Annotated in this window: 17 protein-coding genes; 9 read left to right on the top strand and 8 right to left on the bottom strand. The window is 73.4% G+C overall.

Annotated elements, in window-relative coordinates:
* Window positions 1–127 precede the first annotated feature (127 nt).
* Complete coding sequence (locus DEJ46_RS27730; protein ID WP_150270640.1) at window positions 128–1,117, top strand: alpha/beta hydrolase; 990 nt, start codon at window positions 128–130, stop codon at window positions 1,115–1,117.
* Window positions 1,114–2,331 (top strand): acyltransferase family protein, encoded by a 1,218-nt coding sequence (locus DEJ46_RS27725; protein ID WP_150270638.1) that lies wholly within the window; start codon window positions 1,114–1,116, stop codon window positions 2,329–2,331. The genes DEJ46_RS27730 and DEJ46_RS27725 overlap by 4 nt, the downstream gene beginning before the upstream one ends.
* A 14-nt stretch (window positions 2,332–2,345) precedes the next feature.
* On the opposite strand, the gene DEJ46_RS27720 is transcribed toward DEJ46_RS27725, so the two are convergent.
* Window positions 2,346–3,362: an aldo/keto reductase gene (locus tag DEJ46_RS27720; protein ID WP_150270636.1), complete on the bottom strand. Its 1,017-nt coding sequence runs from the start codon at window positions 3,360–3,362 to the stop codon at window positions 2,346–2,348.
* Complete coding sequence (locus DEJ46_RS27715; protein WP_150270634.1) at window positions 3,359–3,775, bottom strand: MerR family transcriptional regulator; 417 nt, start codon at window positions 3,773–3,775, stop codon at window positions 3,359–3,361. Before DEJ46_RS27715 ends, DEJ46_RS27720 begins: the two co-directional genes overlap by 4 nt.
* Before the next feature lie 66 nt (window positions 3,776–3,841).
* Between DEJ46_RS27715 and DEJ46_RS27710 the strand changes: the two genes are divergently transcribed.
* Window positions 3,842–4,660: a serine hydrolase domain-containing protein gene (locus DEJ46_RS27710; RefSeq protein ID WP_150274821.1), complete on the top strand. Its 819-nt coding sequence runs from the start codon at window positions 3,842–3,844 to the stop codon at window positions 4,658–4,660.
* A 10-nt stretch (window positions 4,661–4,670) separates the two neighbouring features.
* On the opposite strand, the gene DEJ46_RS27705 is transcribed toward DEJ46_RS27710, so the two are convergent.
* Genes DEJ46_RS27705 through DEJ46_RS27685 form a run of 5 tightly spaced genes read right to left on the bottom strand, consistent with a single transcriptional unit; the run spans window position 4,671 to window position 10,416 of the window.
* Window positions 4,671–5,345, bottom strand: a complete 675-nt coding sequence (locus DEJ46_RS27705; protein WP_150270632.1) for a hypothetical protein — start codon at window positions 5,343–5,345, stop codon at window positions 4,671–4,673.
* Entirely contained in the window at window positions 5,342–6,853 is a 1,512-nt protein-coding gene (locus DEJ46_RS27700; RefSeq protein WP_150270631.1) for a sensor histidine kinase, read from the bottom strand. Before DEJ46_RS27700 ends, DEJ46_RS27705 begins: the two co-directional genes overlap by 4 nt.
* On the bottom strand, window positions 6,850–7,533 hold the full coding sequence (locus DEJ46_RS27695; protein ID WP_055643751.1) for a response regulator transcription factor: 684 nt from the start codon (window positions 7,531–7,533) through the stop codon (window positions 6,850–6,852). The genes DEJ46_RS27700 and DEJ46_RS27695 overlap by 4 nt, the downstream gene beginning before the upstream one ends.
* A gap of 49 nt (window positions 7,534–7,582) precedes the next feature.
* Window positions 7,583–9,229, bottom strand: a complete 1,647-nt coding sequence (gene murJ / locus DEJ46_RS27690) for a murein biosynthesis integral membrane protein MurJ (protein WP_150270629.1) — start codon at window positions 9,227–9,229, stop codon at window positions 7,583–7,585.
* The gene (locus DEJ46_RS27685; RefSeq protein WP_150270627.1) at window positions 9,226–10,416 is read right to left on the bottom strand and encodes a lipid II:glycine glycyltransferase FemX; all 1,191 of its coding nucleotides are present in this window, start codon (window positions 10,414–10,416) and stop codon (window positions 9,226–9,228) included. Before DEJ46_RS27685 ends, murJ begins: the two co-directional genes overlap by 4 nt.
* Window positions 10,417–10,621: 205 nt before the next feature.
* Here DEJ46_RS27685 and DEJ46_RS27680 point away from each other — a divergent pair, with 205 nt between their 5' ends.
* A complete protein-coding gene (locus tag DEJ46_RS27680) occupies window positions 10,622–11,797 on the top strand; it encodes an Ig-like domain-containing protein (protein ID WP_150270625.1) in 1,176 nt (391 codons plus the stop codon).
* A gap of 13 nt (window positions 11,798–11,810) precedes the next feature.
* Here the strand turns inward: DEJ46_RS27680 and DEJ46_RS27675 are convergent, their stop codons facing one another.
* Window positions 11,811–12,497, bottom strand: coding sequence for a pirin family protein (locus DEJ46_RS27675; RefSeq protein WP_150274819.1), 687 nt, complete (start codon window positions 12,495–12,497; stop codon window positions 11,811–11,813).
* Window positions 12,498–12,614: 117 nt separating this feature from the next.
* On the opposite strand from DEJ46_RS27675, the gene fasR reads away from it, so the two are divergent.
* The 5 genes from fasR (at window position 12,615) to fabF (ending at window position 17,502) form a co-directional block, all read left to right on the top strand.
* Entirely contained in the window at window positions 12,615–13,796 is a 1,182-nt protein-coding gene (fasR, locus tag DEJ46_RS27670) for a fatty acid biosynthesis transcriptional regulator FasR (protein ID WP_150270623.1), read from the top strand.
* 89 nt (window positions 13,797–13,885) lie between these two features.
* Window positions 13,886–14,803: an ACP S-malonyltransferase gene (locus tag DEJ46_RS27665; RefSeq protein WP_150270622.1), complete on the top strand. Its 918-nt coding sequence runs from the start codon at window positions 13,886–13,888 to the stop codon at window positions 14,801–14,803.
* 18 nt (window positions 14,804–14,821) lie between these two features.
* The gene (locus tag DEJ46_RS27660) at window positions 14,822–15,853 is read left to right on the top strand and encodes a ketoacyl-ACP synthase III (protein ID WP_150270620.1); all 1,032 of its coding nucleotides are present in this window, start codon (window positions 14,822–14,824) and stop codon (window positions 15,851–15,853) included.
* Window positions 15,854–15,911: 58 nt separating this feature from the next.
* Entirely contained in the window at window positions 15,912–16,160 is a 249-nt protein-coding gene (locus tag DEJ46_RS27655; protein ID WP_150270618.1) for an acyl carrier protein, read from the top strand.
* A 79-nt stretch (window positions 16,161–16,239) separates the two neighbouring features.
* A complete protein-coding gene (gene fabF / locus DEJ46_RS27650; protein ID WP_150270616.1) occupies window positions 16,240–17,502 on the top strand; it encodes a beta-ketoacyl-ACP synthase II in 1,263 nt (420 codons plus the stop codon).
* The last annotated feature ends 50 nt before the right edge of the window (window positions 17,503–17,552 follow it).

The raw sequence follows: 17,552 nt of genomic DNA, 5'->3' as shown, positions 1-17,552 counted from the left end.
CTCCTCCACCCCCTACCCCGGTATCAACCCGTGATTGGCTCCCCGGTGTGACGTGCCGTCACCCGTCGTCTTCCTACCTTCCTCTCGCCGACGAAAGAGCGAGAAACCGGAGAGGGAGGGCGACCCCATGCGCCGCTTCGCGAGGACCCTGACGACCGTGGCCGTGGTGGCCACGGTGATCGCCGGGACGGCCGGCTGGGCGTCCGGGGACGCCCAGGAGGCCGTCACCGGAGCACCGGTCGGAACGGGGGCCTGGCGGGATGCGGGGCTGCCGGACCCCGAGCGGATGGACCCGGCCGCGACCGCACGGTTCTTCGCGGGACTCGCCCCCGTACGACAGAGGGAACTGGCCCGCACGCACCCCACGGTCGTCGGGAACCTCGACGGCGCCCCCCTGGCACTGCGGTACGAGGCCAACGAGCGTGCCACGCACGGCCGGTTCGCCGGGGCGCGGGTCCTGGCCCACGATCCGCGCGGCCGGGGTCAGATCGCCCTCGTGCACGGGGACCTGGCGCGGGCCGAGCGGGTCGCCGTGATCGTGCCCGGCTCCGACACCGACCTCGGCCACGTCACGCCGCTCGCGGACATGGCACGGGAGCTGCACCGGGCGACCGGCGGCCGTACGGCGGTCGTCGCCTGGGCCGGTTACACGACCCCTGTCGGCGTCGGCCTGGACGCCGCCACCGGCCGGCTCGCCGAGGCCGGGGCGGACCGCCTCACCCGCTTCGTGGACGGTCTCGCGGCCGTCCGGCCCGCCGGGGCCGCCGAGCCGTCCGTGTTCTGCCACAGCTACGGCTCCGTCGTCTGCGGCCTCGCCGCCCGCGACCTGAAGGCGAAGGACCTCGTGGTCTTCGGCTCCCCCGGGATGCGCGCCGCGAACGTCGCCGAACTCGGCACCTCCGCCCGCGTCTGGGCGGCGAAGGATCCCACCGACTGGATCGACCGGATCCCGAACGTCGAGCTCGCCGGGCTCGGGCACGGCGCCGATCCCACCGACCCGGCCTTCGGGGCCCGCCGGATCCCGGCCGAGGACGCCGCGGGCCACGGCGGCTACTTCGCGCCCGGCACCAGCTCCCTGCGCGCCTTCGCCTCGATCGCCGAGGGAGACGTCCGATGAGCGCCCTCGCCACGACGGCCCGGAAGACGGCCGCGAGGATCGAGTCCTCCACCCCGGCCCACCGCGACCGGGCGATCGACGGGCTCCGCGCCCTCGCCCTGCTCGCCGTGCCGACCGGGCACTGGCTGCTCGGCGGCTTCACCCTCTCCGCCGACGGCGCCCTCCACAACGCCAGCCCGCTCGGCACCTTCGCCGGTCTCGCCCCGGTCAGCTGGGTCCTGCAGATGCTGGGGATCTTCTTCCTCGTCGGCGGCTACGCCTCCGTCCTCTCCTACCGGCGCCGCAAGGGCTCGACCGGCGAGTGGCTGAAGGGCCGGCTGGCCCGGCTCGGCCGCCCGGTCCTCGGGGTCACCGCCGTGTGGGCGGCGCTGCTCCCGCTGCTCCACTTCGGGCTCGGAGTGCCGGTGGACAGCCTGCGGACGGCGTCCACACTCGTCGTCCAGCCGCTGTGGTTCGTCGGGGTCTACACGGTGGTCACCGCGCTCACCCCGTACTGCGTCCGGGTCGCCCGCCGCCTCGGTGTCTGGGCCGCCGCGCCGCTGCTCGGCTCGGTCGCCGTCGTCGACTTCCTCCGCTACGGGCCGTACGCCGACGCCGTGCCGTCCTGGCTGAGCCTGCTGAACATCCTGCCCGGCTGGCTCTTCGCCTATCAGCTCGGTGTCTCGTGGGGCGAGGGCCGGGTGACGCGCAAGCACGCCTGGGCGCTGCTGCTCGGCGGTGCCGCGCTCTTCGCGACCCTCCTGCTCGCCTTCGGGTACCCGGCGTCCATGGTCGGAATCCCCGGCGAGGCCCGCACCAACTCGCACCCGCCGTCGCTGCTCGTCCTCGCCCTCGCCGCCGCGCAGAGCGGTGCGGCGATCCTGCTCCGCGACCGGCTCGGCGGGCTCCTGAAGCGGCCCGCGCTGTGGGCGCCGGTCGTGGTGGTCAACCTGTCCGCGATGACGATCCTGTGCTGGCACCAGACGGCGATGCTCACGGCGGCGGTCCCCGGCTCGTACCTCGGGGAGATCCCCGGCCTGGTCGGCGCACCGGACTCGGTCGGCTGGATCCTGGCCCGGCTGGCGTGGATGCCGGTCTTCGCGGGGCTGCTCGTCCTCATCGGGCGGTTCGCACGGGGCTTCGAGTCCCCCTGGACGAAGACCGGCCCGGCGCGCCGCGTCCTGGCTGGACTCCTTGCGGCCGGATTCGGGGTCTTCGCCCTGGGGCTCGGGTGAGACGGCGAAGGCGCTCAGATCTCCCTGGCCGCGGACGTGAGGCTCATGTCCGGGTAGCGGTCGCCCGCCACCAGGCCCGCGATCGGCTCCAGTTCGGCCAGCTCGGCCGGGGTGAGGACGATCCGGGTGGCGGCCGCGTTCTCCTCCAGGCGGGAGCGCTTGCGGGTGCCGGGGATCGGGACGACCGTCAGGCCGTGCACGGCGGACCGCTGCTGCACCCAGGCGAGGGCGATCTGCGCCGCGGTGGCCCCGTGGGCGGCGGCGATCTTCCGGACCGGGTCGAGGAGGGCGGCGTTCCGCTCCGCGTTCTCGCCGGTGAACCGCGGCTGGTACCGGCGGAAGTCGCCGCCCGACAGGTCCTTGCCGGCGTCCGCGAAAGCCCCGGTCAGGAAGCCCCGGCCGAGCGGCGAGTACGGCACGAACGTCACGCCGAGCTCTGCGGCGGCGCCGACGGCGCTCCGCTCGACGTCCCGGGAGAAGAGCGACCACTCCGACTGGAGGGCGGCGATCGGGTGCACCGCGTGGGCCTCGCGCAGCTCGGGCCCGGTGACCTCGCTCAGCCCCAGGAAGCGGACCTTGCCCTCCTGGACGAGCTCGGCCATCGCGCCGACGGACTCGGCGAAGGGGATCTCCGGGTCGCGGCGGTGCATGTAGTAGAGGTCGATGGTCTCGACGCCGAGGCGGCGCAGACTCTCCTCCGCGGCCCGCTTGATGTACGCGGGGTCGTTGCGGACGGCCCGGTACGACGGGTCGTCGGCGCGCCGCTCGATGGCGAACTTGGTGGCGAGGGTGATCTCGTCGCGGTGGGCGGCGACGAAGGGCGCGAGGAACTCCTCGTTGGCGCCGTTGCCGTAGATGTCGGCCGTGTCGATCAGGGTGACGCCGGCCTCCAGGGCCGCGTCGAGGGTGTCGCGGGCGGCGGCCTCGTCGGTGTCGCCGTAGAACTCGCTGATGCCCATGGCGCCGAAGCCCTGGACGCCGGTCTCCGGCCCGTCCTGGCCGCCGAGACGTACGGTGTCGATCCTGGTCATGTGGGTGTGCCTCCGCATGCGGTCCCGTAGTGGCTGATCTTGATGTCGAGCACGGCGAGCGTGTCCTGGAGCTCGCCGATCCGGGCGAGGACGTCCCGCCGGGTGGTCTCCAGGAGCTCCCGCCGTTCATCGCGGGTGTGATCGCCCTCGCGGACGAGTTCGGCGTACCGGACCATGTCGGCGACCGGCATGCCGGTCAGCCGCAGCTTCCCGACGAAGCCCAGCCAGCCGAGGTCGCGGTCGCTGAACCGGCGCTGCCCGGTGTGCGAGCGGTCGACGTGCGGCATCAGGCCGATCCGCTCGTACCAGCGCAGGGTGTGCGCCGTGAGGCCGGTCAGGGCCGCGACCTCGCTGATGGTGTAGTGCGCACGGGTGCTGCTCGCACTCGTGGCCGTGCTCGCGATCACGCTCATGACCCCACGCTAAAACGTTGGAGTGCACTCCAAGCAAGTAGGCTCGGCCCCATGCAGAGCAGCAGCGTGCCGAGCCTGGCGTCGATCGAGAACTGGCCCGTCCCCACCGCGGCAGCCGCCGTCGTCCGTGCGGACGGCACCCTGGCCGGGTCCCACGGCCCGACGGGGCGGCGCTTCCCGCTCGCCTCGGTCACGAAGCCGCTCGCCGCGTACGCCGTCCTCGTCGCGTACGAGGAGGGGGCGATCGACCTCGACGAGCCGGCCGGGCCCGAGGGCGCGACGGTCCGCCACCTCCTCGCCCACACCTCGGGGCTCGCCTTCGACGAGAACCGGGTCATGGCGGCGCCCGGCGCCCGCCGGATCTACTCCAACACCGGTTTCGAGGCGCTCGGCGACCATGTCGCCAAGGCGACCGACATCCCCTTCGCGGACTATCTGCACCAGGCGGTCCTGGAGCCGCTCGGCATGGCCTCGACGACCCTGGAGGGCTCGCCCGCCAAGGACGGCGTGTCGACCGTCGACGACCTGGTGCGGTTCGCCGCCGAGGTGCAGGCGCCGCGGCTGCTCGACGCCCGGACCGTCCTCGACGCGATGACCGTCACGTACCCGGGCCTGACCGGCATCCTGCCCGGTTACGGGCACCAGCGGCCGAACGACTGGGGTCTCGGCTTCGAGATCCGCGACGGCAAGTCCCCGCACTGGACGGGCGCCACGTCCTCCCCGCGCACCTTCGGGCACTTCGGGCAGTCGGGGACCTTCCTGTGGATCGACCCGGACGCGCGCGCCGCGTGCGTGGCGCTGACCGACCGGCCCTTCGGGGCGTGGGCGGTCGAGGCCTGGCCGCCGTTCACGGACGCGGTCCTCGCGGAGCTGCGCGCCTCCTGACCCGGGCGCCTCAGTCGGTGTCGTCGTCGCAGGTGGTCGTGGGCAGGGTGCCGTCCGGGCCGGTGACGGCCACCTCCGCGAGGCCGAGGGGGTCCTGCGCGTAGGCGGCCGTGCACACGAGCTGGCGGACGGCGGCCTCCTGCAGGACGGTGACCCTGAACGGGGCCCGCACGCGCAGCAGCCGGCGGCCCTGGCCTCCGCCGTACTTCTCCTCCGTGACGTGCGGGCCGCCGGCGCCGTGCGGGAGGGCGGTGGTCAGGCCCGCGGCGGCCTCGTCCTCGTTCGGTCCGGCGAGGAGCGCGGCGAGCGTCCTGGCCGCGGCGACGCGCGTCTCGCCCGGGAGGGCCCTGTCGGCCGTGCGGGTCCCGTCGCCGTCCCCGGTGCCCATCGAGTAGTCCGGCCCGAAGGGGTTGTCCGCGCCGCCGAACCCGACGTCGCGGGCGACCGGCATGGAGCGGCCGTCCGGGCCGACGAAGTACAGCAGCATCCGGGACTCGGGGTTCGGCGCGACCAGGACGGTCGGGGCGGGGCCCGCCTCGACGACGTCGGTCCCCTGGATGCCGCACGCGGCCACCAGGGGCAGGAGCCCGGCCAGGGCCGCGGCGGCCGCACGGCGGCGGGACGCGGCGGCGGCCACGCGGCGGGGCAGGCGGCGGATCGCAGTGGCGGCCACGCGGCGGGTCACAGCGGCATCCGCACCGTGAAGAGGGCACCGCCCTCGGGGTGGTTGGCGGCCTCCACCGTGCCGCCGTGCAGCCGTACGTTCTCCAGGGTGATCGCGAGGCCGAGCCCGCTGCCCGCCGAGCGCGTCCGGGCCGGGTCCGCCTTGTAGAAGCGGTCGAAGACGTGCGGCAGGACGTCCGGGTGGATGCCCGGCCCCCGGTCGGCGACCTCCGTCACGAAGTGGTCCCCCTCCTCGTACACCCGGACGGTCACCGGCGCCCCGCCGTGGCGCAGGGCGTTGCCCACGAGGTTGGCGACGACGACGTCGAAGCGGCGCGGGTCGAGCCGGGCCCTGATGCCCGGGGCGAGGTCCTGGACGACGGACGCGGGGTCGGTCCAGTGCCGGTTCTGGAGCGTCTTGCGGACGCAGTCGGCGGCGTCGACCTCGTCCGTGTGGAGTTCGGCGGCGCGCGCGTCGAAGCGGGAGATCTCCATCAGGTCCTCCACGAGGACGGCGAGCCGGCCGGTCTCGGCGCTGACCAGCCGGACGGCGCGGGCGGTGTCGCTGTCGAGCGTCCCGGCGGCGGCGTCCTCGTCGAGGACCTCGGTGACGGCGAGCATGCCGGCGAGCGGGGTGCGCAGTTCGTGCGAGACGTCGGAGGCGAAGCGGCGGGCGCGGGCCTCGGCGCGGCGGAGCTCGGCGACGGACCGTTCGAGTTCGGCGGCGGATTCGTTGAACGTGCGGGCGAGGTCGGAGAGTTCGTCGCTGCCCTTGGCGTGGATCCGGGTGTCGAGCCGGCCGAGGCCCATGTTGTGGGCGGCGATCCCCAGTTCCCGTACGGGGCGCAGGACACCGCGCGAGGCGATGAGCGCGGGGATCAGGGCGACGGCGAGGGCGGGGAGGGCCCCGTCGCGGGCGGCGGTGACCATGGCCTCGACGTTGGCCTCCTCCTCGTCGAGCTCCATGACCGCGTAGAGGACGAGCCCGGTGGGCCGCGCCGCGTCCTCCGCCGAGAAGGCGTGGAAGAGGGCGGGGACGGCCATGGTCAGGTACGGGGTGCCGTTCTTGACGACCCGCTGGAAGCTGCCGTGCGGGGCTTCGGCGTTCGCGTGGGCCCGGGCCCGCAGTTCGGGGGTGATGACGGACGAGGTGGGGCGGTCGGTGGAGGAGACCCGGACGCTGCCGTACTCGGCGTAGACGCGCCAGGTGCGGGGCTTGCCCTGGCGGGCGATCCGGAGGACCTGGTCCCGCAGGGACTCGGCCGAGGGGGGCAGGGCGGTGTTGAGGCCCTGGACCTGCTCGCGGAAGGCGGAGACGGCGGTGTTCTGGGTCTGCTCCAGGATGGCGTTGCGGGCGGCCCGGTAGGTGAGCGCGGCGGTGGTGCCGCAGCCGACGGCGGCGACGAGCAGGAACGCCAGGACGAGCCGGGTGCGCAGGCCGAAGGGGCGCCGGCGGGGGCGCCGGGCCCTGCGTCGCCGGGTCTCCGCCTTCGTCTCCGCCGCCGCCCCCGGGGCCGTACAGGTCCTCACAGCGGTCCGAAGCGGTAGCCGAAGCCGCGCAGGGTCTGGATGTAGCGGGGTTCGCCGGGGGTGTCCTCGATCTTGTTGCGCAGGCGCCGGACACAGGCGTCGACCAGCCGGGCGTCGCCGTGGTAGCTGTGCTCCCAGACGTGTTCGAGGAGCTGCTGCCGGCTGAAGACCTGCTCGGGGGCGGCCGTGAGGTGGAGCAGCAGCTTCAGCTCGGAGGGGGCGAGGGCGAGCCGCTCGCCCGCCTTGGCGACGGTGAGTCCGGCCCGGTCGACGGCGAGCTGCCCGTGGAACTCGACGCCCGGGCGGCCCGCGCCGGGCTCCTCGATCCGCCGCAGAACGGCCCGTATCCGCGCTTCGATGACCTCGGTACGGGCGGGCTTGACGATGTAGTCGTCGGCGCCGGCCTCCAGGCCTATGACGACGTCGAAGTCGTCGCCGCGGGCGGTGAGCATGATGATCGGGAGCTGGCTGCTCTCCCGGACCCGGTGGCAGACCTGGACGCCGTTCATGCCGGGGAGCATCAGGTCGAGGAGGAGCAGGTCGGGCCGGAACTCCCCGAGGGCGGCCAGTCCGGCCTCCCCGGTGGCCGCGGTCCGCACCTCGTGCCCGCGGCGGCGCAGCCCGAGTTCGACGCCCTCGCGGACGGAGGGGTCGTCTTCTATGAGGAGCACGCGGGGCATCTGTGGAGTATCCCAGGGTCGTTCGGACCCCCCGGACGGGGGCGGTGGGTCACGCCCGGCGCCCGAGGGCACGGAGGCGGGTGGTGCCGGTGGCGAGGAGGGCCTGCACCTCGGCGAGGCGGAGGGGGCGGGCGAGCAGGGCGAAGACGCCGAGGACGGTGAGACCGCCGGCGAGTCCGGCGGCGACGGCGCCGGCGGCGCCGGTCAGGTCGGCGACGAGGAGGCCGTACCCGGCGGCGGGCACGGCGACGACGAGGAGACGCGCGAGCGCGGAGCCCGCGCCGTCGCCACCGTCGGCGGTGGCGCCCCGCAGCCTGCGTCCGAGGACGTACGCGGTGAGGGCCCAGCCCGCCCACAGGGCGAGCGAGTAGGCCGCGGCCATGCCCGCGACGGCCCAGTGCGCCGGGAGGTAGTGGTACGCGGCCAGGGAGAGCCCGGCGTTGAGACCGGCGATCACCAGGTTGAGGAAGAAGGGCGTACGGGTGTCGCGCAGGGCGTAGAACGCGCGGGTGCACACGTACTGGCCGGAGAGGGCGACGAGACCGGGCGCGAAGGCCATCAGGATCCAGGACATCGCGCGGATGTCGTCGCCGTCGGTCGCCCCGTAACGGAAGACCACCGTCATCAGCGGGACGGCGAGGGCGAGGAGGGCGCAGGCCGCCGGGACGACGGCCGCCGCGCTGGTCCGCTGCGCGTACGCGACGTCCCGGCGGACGCCCGCGAGGTCGCCGTCGGCGGCTGCGGCGCTCATCCGGGGCAGCAGCGCGGTCACGAGGGAGACGGTGACGATGCCGTGCGGGACGGCCCACAGCAGATAGGCGTTGTTGTACCCGGCGAGGCCCGAGCCACCGGTGGTGCCGGGGTCGGATCCCGAGGAGGTGGCGAGCCAGGTGGTCACCCAGTACGCGCCCTGGTTGGTGAGGACGAGCAGCACCAGCCAGCCGGCGGAACGGAGCGGCGAGGCGAGGCCGCTGCCGCGGAGGTCGAGGCGCGGGCGCCAGCGGAAGCCGGCGGCGCGCAGCGAGGGCAGCAGGGCGAGGGCCTGGAGGGCGATACCGGCCGTGGTGCCCCAGCCGAGGAGCGCGGTCTCGCCGGGGGTGAGCTCCCCTCCGTCGCTCACGACGAGGAAGAGGCCGAAGACGGCGACGACGACCACGTTGTTGAGGACGGGGGTCCACATCATGGCGCCGAACCGGCCCCGGGCGTTGAGGACCTGGCCGAGCAGGGTGAAGAGCCCGAGGAAGAGGATCTGCGGCAGGCACGCGCGCGCGAAGGCGACCGTCATCTCCCGCTGCTCGCCCACGTAGTCGGTGTACGTGTCGACGATCAGCGGCGCGGCGAACACGGCGGCGGCCGTGAGCGCGGTGAGGGCGAGCGCGCAGAGGGTGAGGAGCCGGTCGGTGTAGGCGACGCCGCCGTCCTCGTGCTCCTTCGCGGCCTTGACCAGTTCGGGCACGAAGACGGCGTTGAGGGCGCCGCCGAGGAGCAGCATGTAGACGATGGTGGGGACGGAGTTGCCCACCGCGTAGCCGTCGGCGACGAGGCCCGCGCCGAGTGCGGCGGCGACGACGGAGGCCCGGACGAAGCCGGTGGCGCGGGAGACGAGCGAGCCCGCCGCCATGAGGGCGCCGCTGCGGAGCGCGGAGGGGGCTGCCGCCTTCTTCGGTACGGCGGGTTCGGTGAGCGTCGCCGTCATCGGCGGGCCAGATACGCCTGGAAGGCGCGGAACAGCGCCCCGTTGGTCGTGCCGTGCATCGGAATCTCCCACTCCCCCAGCGTCTCGACGACCTGTCCGCCCGTGCCGAGCTTCCAGCGAAGGAGCCCGTGGGCGCGGTCGCCCGGATCGAGGGTGGAGGGTACCCCGCGGAGGTCGTAGACGGCGGCGCCGAGGGCGTGGGCGTCGAGCATCATGCGCCACTGGAGGGCGTTGGAGGGGCGGACCTCGCGGCGGTGGTCGGCGGAGGCGCCGGTCTGGTACCAGACGCGGGCGCCGACGGTGACCATGGTGTGGGCCGCGAGTATCTCGCCCTCGTGGCGGGCGAGGTAGAGCCGCATCCGGCCGGGCTGTTCGGCGTTGAGGACGGCGTACTGGCGCTCGTAGTAGGCGAGGGAGCGGCCGAGCCGGAAGCCGTCGCGCTCCTCGGTGATGCGGAGCAGCCGGTAGAACTCGGGCAGGTCGGCGGCGGAGCCGATGGTGATCTCGACGCCGGACTTGCCGGCCTTGCGGACGTTGCGCCGCCACTCCTGGTTGAGGCCGGACCAGAGGTCGTCGGTGGAGCGGCCGGCGAGCGGGACCTGGAAGACGTGGCGGGGCTGGGCGTCGGCACCGTTCTCGGAGTCGCCGCCGCACTTGCGCCAGCCGCGGGCCCGGAGGCGTTCGGCGACGACGGTGCCGAGCGGGTCGACCTCGTCGGCGAGGACGTCGGCGAGGCGGCGGCCGGGACCGGTGGCCGCCTTGGCGGTGGCGGCGCTCCAGCGGCGGTACGCGGGGCCGGGGCCCATGCGCACGGCGAAGACGCCGGAGGCGCGGAGGTGGGCGAGGAGCGGGGAGAGCCAGCCGTCCAGGTCGGGGTCGGACCAGTCGGCGACGGGCCCTTCGGGGAGGTAGGCGAAGTACTTGCGGGTGCCGGGGAACTGACGGAGCAGGACGAGGGCGACGCCGGTGAGCTCGCCGGACTCCGGCCCCCAGCCGAGCAGCTGGTGGCTCCAGCCGTCCTTGACCTGTGCCCAGGAGGGCAGTTGGAGGAAGCTGGGCCCGTCCGCGCCGGTGGCACGGGAGGCGAGGAACGCGCGGTACGTCTCAGGTGTCACGGGCCCGAGCCTGACCGGGCCCGCGGGGGCGCGGCGGTCGGTGGGTGCGGCCGTCACGAGCAGCGCTGACACAAGGGAGCCTCCTGGTTCCGCCCCTCGGTGGTGGGGCGCACAGCAGGCTCACAGCCGAATTCGACGGAAGTGCACGGTCATTGTGACCGGACGATGACCGTTCCGCCTCAGCCCTTGTCATACGGGCCTCCGGCGGCCCGCGCGGCGGCCGGTCGGCCTACAGTCCGGAACATCCCACCTTCTTCCCTCACCGCGGAGGTCTTCCGTGCTGCCGATACGCACGCCCCGTTCCGTTCTCGTGGCCGTCGCGCTGGGCGTCTCGCTCACCGCCTGTTCCGCCCAGGCGGCGAGCGGCCCGGGATCCTCGGGCACGAGCGCCCCCACGTCACCGGCGGCCCCGGCGAAGGTGACGGTCGTGGACCCGGCGGCCGGCCGGCCGGTCTCGGTGACCGCCTCGGGCGGAACGCTCACGGTGGTGAAGGTCGCCGACGCGGAGGGCGGGGTCCTCACCGGCCGTACGGGCGCGGGGGGTACGAGCTGGAGGTCGGACCGCAAGGCGGTGCCGGGCACCTCGTACACGGTGGAGGTGACGTCCCGTACCGCCGACGGCAAGGAGTCGACGACCAGGTCGTCCTTCGTGACGCCGGAGCCGAAGGCGGTCAACAAGCTGACGCTGGCGCCCGGCAAGAACACGACGGTGGGCGTCGGGCACCCGATGTCGGTCGTCTTCGACCTGCCGGTGACACGGAAGGCGGACGTGGAGCGGCAGCTGAAGGTCACCACCTCGAACGCCACCGAGGGCTCCTGGGGGTGGGTGAAGGACTATTCGGGCCGCGACCGGGCGGACTGGCGGCCCAAGGAGTACTGGAAGCCCGGCACGAAGGTCACCCTCGAAGCGGACCTGAACGGCACGGACTCGGGCGGCGGCTGGTTCGTCCGGGACTACCGCACCGGCTTCACCGTCGGCGCAGCGCAGGTCGTCAAGGTCGACCTGGACCGGCAGAAGCTGACCCTGGAGCGGGACGGGCGGGCGGTCCGCACGATCCCGGTCTCCGGCGGCACCCCGGGCGGCGACAAGCGGTCCTGGCGGGGCACGGCCGTCCTGATGGCGAAGGAGGGCACCATCAACATGAACTCGGAGACGGTGGGCCTCGGCGACGCCTACGACAAGATGGTCGACTACTCGATGCGGCTGACCTGGTCGGGCATGTACGCGCACGCGGCCCCGTGGAACGCGGCGTACTTCGGCAAGGCCAACAAGAGCTCCGGCTGCATCGGCATGAGCGACGAGAACGCCTCGTCGTTCTACGCCTCGGTGAACGTCGGCGACCCCTTCGAGATCACCGGCCGCGACACCAAGGGCACGGTCGCGGAGGGCAACGGCTACGGGGCGTGGAACCTGAGCTGGGCGCAGTGGAAGGCGAAGAGCGCGCTCGCCTGAAGGCTCGGGCCGGTCAGCCCAGGCCCTTGCGCCAGTCCCGCATCTCCCAGACCAGGACCTCCGCACCGGTCGTGGCGACGAGCGTGCCTCCCCCGGCACCGGTGAGCCGGGCGGCGTCACCGGGGCCCAGGTCGGTGCCGCCGGGGCCGAGGTCCTCGGCCTCGAGCCGAACCGCCCCGCGGACCACGTGGACGTACGCGAAGTCGGCGGCCGGTACCGGGGCGCGCTCGCCCGCCGCCGGCCGCAGGACGTGCAGCCGGGCGTCCGCCGCCGGCAGGTCGTACGGCCCGTCGAGCCCGCGCACCACCTCGTACGCGGGCTCCCCGCCCGGCACCAGCGGCGCGAGCCACATCTGCACGAAGACGAGGGGCACGTCGGCGTCGTTGCGCTCGACGTGCCGGACGCCCCCGGCGGAGCCGAGCCGCTGGAGGTCGCCGGGGCGGACGACGGTGGTGTGACCGGCCGTGTCGTGGTGGGTGAGCTCGCCCTCGACGACCCAGGTGACGATCTCGGTGTGGCTGTGCGGGTGCTCGTCGAAGCCCGCGCCGGGCGCGAGCCGCTCCTCGTTGCAGGCGAGGACCGCGCCGAAGCGGAGGTTGTCCGGGTCGTAGTACGGACCGAAGGAGAGGGCGTGCCGGGTCTCGATCCCGGCCGCCGGGTCGCCCCCGGGGTACCGCTCGGCTGCCCGCTGGATACGCATCACGGCCTCACGGTATCCGGCACGTGCCCCGGTCCCGATCCGGCGCGTGGCCCGGTCCCGCCGGCGAATCCGCCCCGCCCCCGCACGTCGGCGCCCTGATAAGGCAGTCTTGTCCCCGTGCCAGAACCCACGAACGCCGCTCACCCGCACTCCGCGACCCTGAAGCGCCTCGAACAGTCCTCCGGGAGGCTCGCCGCAGGCGCGATCGCCCGCATGGACGAGACGCTGCCGTGGTACCGGGCGATGCCGCCCGAGAACCGTTCCTGGATCGGCCTGGTCGCCCAGGCCGGTATCGCCGCGTTCACCGAGTGGTTCCGGCACCCCGAGACGCCGCAGGCGATCTCGACGGACGTCTTCGGCACCGCGCCCCGCGAGCTGACCCGGGCGATCACCCTGCGCCAGACCGTGGAGATGGTCCGCACCACGATCGAGGTCATGGAGTCGGCGATCGAGGAGGTCGCCGCCCCCGGTGACGAGTCCGTGCTCCGCGAGGCGCTCCTCGTCTACGCCCGGGAGATCGCCTTCGCCACCGCCCAGGTGTACGCGCAGGCCGCCGAGGCCCGGGGCGCCTGGGACGCGCGCCTGGAGTCGCTCGTGGTGAACGCGGTGCTCTCCGGCGAGGCCGACGAGGGCGCCGTCTCGCGGGCCGCCGCCCTCGGCTGGAACTCCCCGGACCACGTCTGCGTGATCCTCGGCACGGCCCCCGACGGGGACAGCGAGCTGACCGTGGAGGCGATCCGGCGGGCCGCCCGGCACGCCAAGCTCCAGGTCCTCACCGGCGTCCTCGGCGACCGGCTCGTCGTCATCGCGGGCGGCAACGACAATCCCCTCGCCGTGGCGAAGTCGCTGATCGGCCCGTACGCACAGGGTCCGGTCGTGGCCGGCCCCGTCGTCCCCGACCTGCTGGCCGCGACCCGCTCCGCGCAGGCCGCGGCGGCCGGCCTCAAGGCCTGCTCCGCCTGGCAGGACGCGCCCCGCCCGGTTCTCGCGGACGATCTCCTCCCGGAGCGCGCCATCGCCTCCGACCCTTCGGCGCGTGAGCAGCTGGTGGAGGAGATCTACAGACCGCTGGAGGAGGCGGGCTCGGCGCTCCTGGAGACGCTGAGCGTCTATCTGGAGCAGGCGAGCAGCCTCGAAGGCGCGGCGCGGATGCTGTTCGTGCACCCCAACACCGTGCGCTACCGGCTTCGACGTGTGACCGACGTCACCGGCTGGTCACCCTCCGATGTGCGCTCCGCGTTCACGTTGCGGATCGCGCTCATTCTCGGGCGCTTGGCCGACGGGGATACCCAGTCCTAGACTTTTGTCGAAGACCAACAATTCCCCCGACGGTTCTTCGTCCTTGTCCTCACGGGCGCCGGGAGCCGTCCCCAAGAGAGAGTGTGAGGGTGCTCGTACTCGTCGCTCCCGGCCAAGGCGCTCAGACGCCCGGCTTCCTGACTCCCTGGCTCGAACTTCCCGGTGCCGCCGACCGCATCGCGGCCTGGTCCGAGGCCATCGGGCTCGACCTCGTCCACTACGGCACGAAGGCGGACGCGGACGAGATCCGTGACACCGCCGTGGCCCAGCCGCTGCTCGTCGCCGCCGGCCTGCTCTCCGCCGCGGCCCTCGGCGACGTCGCGCCCGGCGCCGTCGCCGGTCACAGCGTCGGCGAGATCACGGCCGCCGCGTTCGCGGGTGTCCTCGACGACACCGCCGCGCTGCGGCTCGTCCGGACCCGTGGTCTCGCGATGGCCGAGGCCGCCGCGATCACCGCGACCGGCATGTCGGCGCTGCTCGGCGGCGACCCCGAGGTGACCGTCCCGCACCTGGAGAAGCTCGGACTGACCGCGGCCAACGTGAACGGCGCCGGCCAGATCGTGGCCGCCGGCACGCTGGAGCAGCTGGCCGCCCTGAGCGAGGACAAGCCGGAGGGCGTCCGCCGGGTCGTCCCGCTCAAGGTCGCCGGCGCGTTCCACACGCACCACATGGCGCCCGCGGTCGCGAAGCTGGAGGAGGCGGCCGCCGCGCTGTCCCCGGCGGACCCGGCCGTGACGTACGTCTCCAACAAGGACGGGCGGACCGTCGCCACCGGTGCCGAGGTCCTCTCGCGCCTGGTCGGCCAGGTCGCGAACCCGGTCCGCTGGGACCTGTGCATGGAGACCTTCCAGGAGCTCGGCGCGACCGCCCTGATCGAGGTGTGCCCCGGCGGCACCCTCACCGGCATCGCCAAGCGCGCCCTGCCGGGCGTGGCCACGGTCGCCCTCAAGACCCCCGACGACCTCGACGCGGCCCGTACGCTCATCGCCCAGCACGCGGCCGTCTGAGAAGGAGTGTCGAGAAGCATGTCGAAGATCAAGCCCAGCAAGGGCGCCCCGTACGCGCGGATCCTGGGTGTCGGCGGCTACCGCCCGACCCGGGTCGTGCCGAACGAGGTGATCCTCGAGACGATCGACTCGTCCGACGAGTGGATCCGCTCACGCTCCGGCATCTCCACCCGCCACTGGGCCTCTCCGGAGGAGACCGTCACCGCCATGTCGGTGGAGGCCTCCGGCAAGGCCATCGCCGACGCCGGGATCACCCCGGAGCAGATCGGTGCCGTGGTCGTCTCCACGGTCTCGCACTTCAAGCAGACCCCGGCCGTCGCCACCGAGATCGCCGACAAGATCGGCGCCGGGAAGCCGGCCGCGTTCGACATCTCCGCCGGCTGCGCGGGCTTCGGCTACGGCCTGACGCTCGCCAAGGGCATGATCGTCGAGGGTTCGGCGGAGTACGTCCTCGTCATCGGCGTCGAGCGGCTCAGCGACCTGACGGATCTGGAGGACCGCGCGACGGCCTTCCTGTTCGGCGACGGCGCCGGTGCCGTGGTCGTCGGCCCCTCGGACGAGCCGCACATCGGCCCGACCGTCTGGGGCTCCGAGGGCGACAAGTCCGAGACGATCAAGCAGACCGTGCCGTGGAACGAGTTCCACGTCGGCGACGTCTCGAAGCTGCCGCTCAACGAGGCCGGCGAGATCAAGTTCCCCGCCATCACGCAGGAGGGTCAGGCGGTCTTCCGCTGGGCCGTCTTCGAGATGGCGAAGGTCGCCCAGCAGGCGATGGACGCCGCCGGCATCACGGCGGACGACCTGGACGTCTTCATCCCGCACCAGGCGAACATGCGGATCATCGACTCGATGGTGAAGACCCTGAAGCTGCCGGAGCACGTCACGGTCGCCCGTGACGTGGAGACCACCGGCAACACCTCGGCCGCCTCGATCCCGCTCGCGATGGAGCGGCTCCTGGCGACCGGGAAGGCGAAGAGCGGCGACACCGCGCTCGTCATCGGCTTCGGGGCGGGTCTCGTCTACGCCGCGACGGTCGTTACCCTCCCCTAGGCACCCGGATCCTCCGGAAGCCCCCTTTACCGAAGTAACCGCAAGAAGGAGCGCCACTATGGCTCACACCCAGGAGCAGATCGTCGAGGGTCTCGCCGAGATCGTCAACGAGATCGCCGGCATCCCGGTCGAAGACGTCCAGCTGGACAAGTCCTTCACCGACGACCTGGACGTCGACTCCCTGTCCATGGTCGAGGTCGTCGTCGCCGCCGAAGAGCGCTTCGACGTCAAGATCCCGGACGAGGACGTCAAGAACCTCAAGACGGTCGGCGACGCTGCCGGCTACATCCTGAAGCACCAGGCCTGATTCGGCCCCTGCTGACTCGGTCCGCCACCCGGCGGTGGCGCCGTATTCCGACCATCACACACATGGAGAACGAATTCCTGTGAGCTCGACCAATCGCACCGTGGTCGTCACCGGTATCGGCGCAACCACACCGCTGGGTGGCGACTCCGCAACGACCTGGGAAGGTCTGCTTGCGGGACGCTCCGGCGTCAAGCCCCTGGAGGGCGAGCGCTTCGCGGAGCTGCCCGTCCAGATCGCCGCGGCCGCCGCCGTCGACCCCGGTGACGTCCTGCCCCGCCCGCTCGCCCGCAAGCTGGACCGCTCGGCGCAGTTCGCCGTGATCGCGGCCCGCGAGGCCTGGGCCGACGCGGGCTACACCGCCCCCGCCGGCGAGGACGAGAAGATCGTGCCCGAGCGGCTCGGTTCCGTCATCGCCTCCGGCATCGGCGGTGTCACCACGCTGCTCGACCAGTACGACGTGCTGAAGGAGAAGGGCGTACGCCGCGTCTCCCCGCACACCGTGCCCATGCTCATGCCGAACAGCCCCTCCGCCAACGTCGGTCTGGAGGTGAACGCCCGCGCGGGTGTCCACACCCCGGTCTCCGCGTGCGCGTCGGGTGCCGAGGCGATCGGCTACGCCGTCGAGATGATCCGCACCGGCCGGGCCGACGTGGTCATCGCCGGCGGTACCGAGGCCGCGATCCACCCGCTGCCGATCGCCGCCTTCGCCAACATGATGGCGATGTCCAAGAACAACGAGGAGCCGACGAAGGCCTCGCGTCCGTACGACACCGGCCGGGACGGCTTCGTCCTCGGCGAGGGCGCGGGCGTCGTGATCCTGGAGTCCGAGGAGCACGCGAAGGCGCGCGGCGCGCGCATCTACTGCGAGGTCCTCGGCCAGGGCCTGTCGGCCGACAGCCACCACATCGCGCAGCCCGAGCCGACCGGCCGGGGCATCGCCGCCGCGATGCAGAACCTGCTCGACTCGACGGACCTCAAGCCGTCCGAGGTCGTCCACCTCAACGCGCACGCCACGTCGACGCCGCAGGGTGACGTCGCCGAGATCAAGGCGCTGCGGAAGGTCCTGGGCGACGACCTCGACCACGTCGCGATCTCCGCGACGAAGTCGATGACCGGTCACCTCCTGGGCGGCGCCGGCGGCATCGAGACCGTCGCGACGGTCCTGGCGCTCCACAACCGCCTGGCCCCGCCGACGATCAACGTCGACGAGCTGGACCCCGAGGTCGACGCGGACATCGTCCGCGGCGAGCCCCGCGCGCTCCCCCAGGGCACGATCGCCGCGATCAACAACAGCTTCGGCTTCGGCGGCCACAACGTGGTCCTGGCGTTCCGCACGGTCTGACCCCGCCTGACGGCAGAGGCCCGCTCCCCACGACGGGGGCGGGCCTCCGG

Source organism: Streptomyces venezuelae, from assembly GCF_008642375.1.
Taxonomy (GTDB): domain Bacteria; phylum Actinomycetota; class Actinomycetes; order Streptomycetales; family Streptomycetaceae; genus Streptomyces; species Streptomyces venezuelae_G.
This window is presented reverse-complemented; position numbering and strand designations above follow the sequence as displayed.